The sequence below is a fragment of the Emticicia sp. MM genome (genome assembly GCF_001649495.1).
This window is the reverse complement of the sequence record NZ_LXHX01000001.1, coordinates 1-5,957: the sequence shown is the minus strand read 5'-3', so window position 1 is coordinate 5,957 and position 5,957 is coordinate 1. Positions and strand designations below refer to the sequence as shown.

At 36.5% G+C, this 5,957-nt stretch carries 6 protein-coding genes; all 6 read right to left on the bottom strand.

Going from position 1 to position 5,957, the window contains the following annotated elements; all coding sequences use genetic code 11:
* Window positions 1-226: 226 nt before the first annotated feature.
* The gene (locus A6M55_RS00030; RefSeq protein ID WP_015029006.1) at window positions 227-964 is read right to left on the bottom strand and encodes an SDR family oxidoreductase; all 738 of its coding nucleotides are present in this window, start codon (window positions 962-964) and stop codon (window positions 227-229) included.
* The gene (locus A6M55_RS00025; protein WP_015029005.1) at window positions 954-1,379 is read right to left on the bottom strand and encodes a darcynin family protein; all 426 of its coding nucleotides are present in this window, start codon (window positions 1,377-1,379) and stop codon (window positions 954-956) included. Before A6M55_RS00025 ends, A6M55_RS00030 begins: the two co-directional genes overlap by 11 nt.
* A gap of 62 nt (window positions 1,380-1,441) precedes the next feature.
* A complete protein-coding gene (locus A6M55_RS00020; protein WP_197491640.1) occupies window positions 1,442-2,026 on the bottom strand; it encodes a Crp/Fnr family transcriptional regulator in 585 nt (194 codons plus the stop codon).
* Window positions 2,019-3,296 carry a metallophosphoesterase gene (locus A6M55_RS00015; protein ID WP_064196060.1) on the bottom strand — a complete coding sequence of 426 codons (1,278 nt, stop codon included), beginning with the start codon at window positions 3,294-3,296 and terminating at the stop codon, window positions 2,019-2,021. Before A6M55_RS00015 ends, A6M55_RS00020 begins: the two co-directional genes overlap by 8 nt.
* A 139-nt stretch (window positions 3,297-3,435) precedes the next feature.
* Window positions 3,436-5,490, bottom strand: coding sequence for a penicillin acylase family protein (locus A6M55_RS00010; RefSeq protein ID WP_064196059.1), 2,055 nt, complete (start codon window positions 5,488-5,490; stop codon window positions 3,436-3,438).
* 119 nt (window positions 5,491-5,609) lie between these two features.
* Window positions 5,610-5,957 (bottom strand): Asd/ArgC dimerization domain-containing protein (locus A6M55_RS00005; RefSeq protein ID WP_255364391.1); only part of this gene is annotated, 348 nt, incomplete at its 5' end.

The following is a 5,957-nucleotide window of genomic DNA, read 5'->3' as shown; positions in this document are numbered from 1 at the left end:
TATTAAAAAAATAATTTAGGTTTCAACATAAAGTATTGATTATCAGTTATTTATTTTTAAAGAAAATATAAAAATAATTTTTAAGTCATTTTAAGCTTTTTTTTAGAGTAATAACAAGACTACAATTCATAAAAGTCAAATCTTCAAGCTTAAACCAATGTATTAAATTCAAATGAAAAAATGCTTATTCTAGTATTAGAATAAGCATTTTTTTGTATCATTTTACTCACAAACCACCTTTCATGATTTTGTCAGCAATTTTAGGAGAAAGTCTTTGTATAAATCTAAGAAGCTTTGTCTTGCCTATGTTACTTTCAAACTTATTATTTTTAAAATTATTCATGAATTCATCGACTAATTGCTCGGCTGTAATTTTTCCTGTTCCCCTACCCGCAGTCATGGCTGTATCAACCAAAGGAGGAATAATTTCGAATACTTTTATAGAAGTATTTTCAAGCTGATATCGCAAACTTTTACTCACACTATGAATAGCTGCTTTACTTGCACAATAGACGGGTGCTGATTTTTTAGGTGCGAAAGCAAGGCCCGACGAAACATTGATAATTGCGGCATCGGGTTTCTGCAAAAGCAAGGGCAATAACCCATAAATTAATTGCATTGGGCTCGTAAAATTGACACTAATCTCATCTTTGATTTTTTTCAATCCTTCCTGCTCTATTTTCCAATCATAATTAAACTGGATGCCTGCATTATTTATCAATACGTTAATAGTCGAAAAACGCTGCTGACAAATTTCTATTAGTTTGTAAACTTCTTTTTCTTGAGCCAAATCACACACAACCGTTTCTATGTTAGGAAATTCAAGCTTAAGGTTTTCAAGATTTTCGGCATTACTTGAACTAACAATTAGCTGATTCCCTAAACTGTAAAATCTATGAAGCAAAGCTCGCCCAATTCCAGCAGTTCCACCAGTTATGAGCATTGTGTTTCCCTTAGTGTTCATTTTTTAGTAAAATATTAAAATCTTCAAAAGCATTTTCTTGCCCTACGATAATATCTTTGATTTGAAAATAGGGTTCACCATAGATTTTAGAATCTCTCAATAATTCAATCATGAGCTTGTATTGCTCTAAATCTGAGGTAGTTATTATAATAAAATCTGATACTTGGGCATGAAAGTATTCGCTATCAAAAAGTTGAACTTTTACAGTTTTACTTACTTTCTGAAAAATGGGCATGATTCTTTTTTCAAAAAAATCGGCCCGTTCGCTACGTGTATGCGAAAGCCACTGGGGCGTGGCATTCATCAACACTAAAATAGTGTAGTTTTTTTGTGATACCATATTGTTTGGTGTAGTTTGTGCATCTACCTTCGCCGTAAATAGCCAAAGTATCAATAGCATTTGTAAATGTTTCATTCCTTATTTTTGACCAAAATTAGATGGCCCGAAAATCAAAAACATTTACATAGGTAAAGAAATTAGCGTTGTGATAACTTCTTCCGAATACGGCTTAATTGTGTAGGCGTAATGCCCAAGTAGGAAGCGATATGATATTGAGGAATGAGTTGTTCAAGCGAAGGATAACGCTTTTGGAAAAGTTCATAACGTTTATCTGCCTCTAATAAAATAATTTCGATTTCACGGTTTTCTTTATCTACAAAGAAAAACTCGGCAAGCCGACGAGCGACTCGCTCTAAATCAGGGTGGGAATTGTATAAGGCTGACAGTTGAGAGAAGTCTGCCACTAATAAATCACAGTCTATTAGTGCTTGCTGGATAATCACATTTGGTCTTCCTGTAATCATCGAAGCATATCCCCCAACTAAAGCGTTTGGAATAAAAAAATGCTTGTTATACTCAACGCCTTCATCGTTTCGATAAAAAGCTCTGATAACTCCCGATTCAAGAAAACCAATTTTAGTAGCCAACTGTCCCTGCTCAATGAAATATTCACCTTTCAGTAGTTTTTTCTTTGAAAAAAGCGGTTTTAAATTCGCCCAAGTTTCAGCCTTGAGCGGGGACAGTTGATTAAAATATTTTTCTAATTCTTTCAAATTAGCCAACCTTTAATTCGAAAATAGCTATTTCTGGCAAAATACCTAAACGACCTGGGTAACCGATATAGCCAAAACCACGGTTTACGTAAAGTTTTTGGTTATTTTCTTCGTACAAACCGGCCCATTCTTTATAACGGAATTGTACAGGAGACCACTTAATGCCCGCAATTTCTACCCCATACTGCATTCCATGTGTATGACCAGCAAAAGCCACATCAATATCAGTTTGCTTACCCAAAACTTGTGCTCTCCAATGGCTTGGGTCGTGCGATAATAAAAGTTTTACTGGTAAATCATGGGCATTTTGTTGAGCTTTCTCAATGCTACCATATTTGGCAAAATTTCCTGCTCCCCAGTTTTGGATACCCAAAATTCCGATACTTTCTCCATCTACTTTTACTGCACGATGCTCATCCATTAGTAAATCCCAACCCATTGTTTTGTGAGCATTCATCAAATCTTGTAGGTTTTGGCGTTTCTTTTCTGGCGAAACCCACTGCGTATAATCACCATAATCGTGATTTCCTAAGGTTGAAAATGTTCCCAATGGAGCTTTAATTTTTGAGAATATATCAATGTAATCTTTTACTTCAGGAGCAATATTGTTTACTAAATCTCCCGTAAAGAAAAACATATCAGGCTTTTCTTTCATCAACATTTCAATACCGCCTTTTACTGCTGTTTTATTAAAGAAACTTCCTGAGTGAATATCTGATAATTGAGCGATTTTCATTCCATCAAATTGGCGTGGAAGGTTTTTAATGCGAAGCGTAACATTACGCACGCGATAATCGTGGGCACCCGAAAGAATTCCCCAAGCCATACCGCCTGCATGAAGCCCCCCAACGGCTAAGGCTGATTTAGCTAAAAACTCCGAACGGCTAATTTTTTCGGCAGCGGGCTGAATTACCTCAGTGGCTACTTGTGCAGGAGCAGAATCGCCTTGAAAGAAGCTAATCACCCATTTCCCTAAACGAATTAAATCATCAATGATTAAAACTAAAACCGAGAATACTTTGGATATATAAATGATAAAAATACCAGCCATTAGAAATGTACGGAAACTCGCCTTTACGGGAGCCGACATAGGCATATAAGTAAAAATAGCAATGATTGAAAGTATTGAAAAAACGGTAAGTCCCCAAAAGCCAAAACCGATGATTCGTTGAGTAGAAAGTGTGGCCGAACGCATCACAATTTTTATTGCTTGCCATACATACAAATCAATCAAGAAAAAAAAGACCGCCATCAGGGCAAATCCGAACATTCGATTCATAGAAATTTTACTTGTTTGTTTAGAGAAAACTGAATGAAAACAAAACGGTTTTGTCATAAATAAGGTTTCAAACTTCATCTGACGATTCTCTGAACCGCCAATAAATGAGTATGAAAGGCTAATAATTGTGATATAAAACCTATTTTGGCGAATACGTCTTTACGGCAGCTTTCATTACTTCTGCCTTATCGAGTGTCATTTTCTTGGTTTTCTGGTTTAAATACAAATCCATTTGGTCGGCAAAATGTGCACTATCTGCATGGGTTGATTGGCCAAAATTGAGTACTGTTTCGATTTCTGGTAAACCATTTTTCGGAAATTTGATTAATCCAATGTAAGATTCACCTTGCACAACTTTCAATTTACCATCTTTATAAGGGCGAGTGTGCATGGCTGTAATCACATCAGGCAAACCCCACACTGGCTTTTCAATATTTCCTCTTACTAATTTTTGTAAATCACCGAGAGCAATATCTGTTCTTCCAAAATGCTGTTTCATATATGTATTTACATATTGGAAAGCCCCAATCGCATCTTCTTTGGTAATTACATAATCGGTTAAGGTTTCTCTCTTTGGGAAGTCTGTGGTGAAATAATTGAGCATAATTAAGAAAATAGCCGCTCCTTTGCTTTCAACATTAGTTTTTCTATCCCAAGAGTTTAGGTTTTCGATAAGTGGCTTTAAATCAGCATATTCCTGCGGGTTTAACTGAAATAAAGCATCGGTGTTGGATGGAAAATAAAGTTTCCCTTGTGGTAATTGACCATCATATTTGATACGTTTAAAATCTTCAAACGAGATTTTATCATACTGCGAAAACATTTCTTGAAAGCGAATACTTCGGTTATTATCTTTTACTTCATAGCCCATTGTTTGGTCGAAATCTTGGGCTTTTAGGTTATCCTTCTGGCCTGTGGCATTAAATGGCGTATGATTGGCATTGAATAAATAGCCACTTACAGGATTGATGTATTGTGGCAAATCTTTCAGCGGATGAAAGGAAGTAGTAAGCGTTTTTGAAGTATTACCCGGAATTGTATTTTTCCAATCATAACCTTCGGCACGGAATGGAATTTTCCCATTGCTTACATAAAAAATGGTATCTCGTTTATCGGCATAAATGGTATTAAACCCTGGTATAGCCGTCATTTGCATGGCTTTATAGAATTCTGAGAAATTACGAGCTTTATCCATTTTATACCACTGTTCGATTCCTCTGATATCTTGATTAGCACTAAATCTAACCGAAAAAGTACCTTGCTTGGTTTGAACCGTTGCTCCGTATTTACTCCACAAAGCCACTTTTTTAACAGGAATCGTGAAAGCTCCCATTTTTACTTTCAATTTCACTGTTTTCTGCTCTAAAGTTTCCCATTTTCCATCAAACTTATACTGCATTTTGTTGGAAGGATTCATTTCGAGTTGAAAAACATCTACTTTATCTTGATAATTCACCGTGTGCGTCCAACCTAAGTTTTCGTTTGCACCTACAAAAATTACAGGTCCACCTGGAAACAAAGCACCCAAAACGTTAAGACCTTCTTCGCTGCATAAATGAGCTTCATACCAAGCCACAGGACCTTCAAGCGGCTGATGTGGATTGATTGCTAAATAGGCACTTCCATCAGTTGTTTTAGAGCCGTGTATAGCCATAGCATTTGAGCCCGCTGCCTTAAAATCATCGAGCGTTTTTACTTTCTCTTTAAAGATTTTCTGCAAAACTGCATCAACGCCCGAAATCATCGACAACGAAAGAACTGTACTGGCAGTATATTCTTTAGGCGTTGTTGGAAAAGACCCTTTTACTAAAACTTCCTCAGGATGTTTGGCAGCATAAGCATTGATACCAGCCACATAGCCTTCAATGAGTGCTTTGTATTCGGGCGAAAACACTTTATCATATTGCTCTTCAACCACTTCTCTACAACGTAACAGTGCAACTACATAATCAATGGTTGCTCCATCTTTACCTTTATGGCGGCCAACCATACCTTTGCCCGCCAAAAGTGTGAGCTGCATAGTTTTAAAATCATCTTCGGCATTTGCCCAAGCTAATCCATATGATACTTCGGGGTCTGTTTTAGCGAAAATGTGCGGAACACCCCATTTATCACGTATGATTTTAATATTTTCGGGATTTATTTGGGCGAAAGCTCCTAAAGAGCATAAAAGAAGAATTATGAGTTTTTTCATTATAAGGTTGAATTGTAATTGCTTGATTAGCACAAATGTAATCTTTTGATAAGATTTAAAACAAAAGGGAAGACATTAAAAATGCCTTCCCTTATAAAACTACAATTTAGAAAATTGTGTTACAATAAATTTGCTTTCAACATATATTCAGCAATCTGAACAGCGTTAGTAGCAGCACCTTTACGGAGGTTATCGGCAACCACCCAAAGATTTAATGTATTAGCTTGAGATTCGTCACGACGGATACGTCCAACAAAAACTTCATCTTTTCCATGCGAATTGATTGGCATTGGGTAAACGAAATTTTTCACGTCGTCTTGTACGATAACGCCTTCGGTTTCGCTCAATAATCTACGAACTTCATCTAAATCAAAATCGTTTTCGAACTCAATATTTACTGCCTCTGAGTGTCCACCAACGGTTGGGATACGAACAGTAGTTGCCGTAACTGCAATGCTATCGTCACC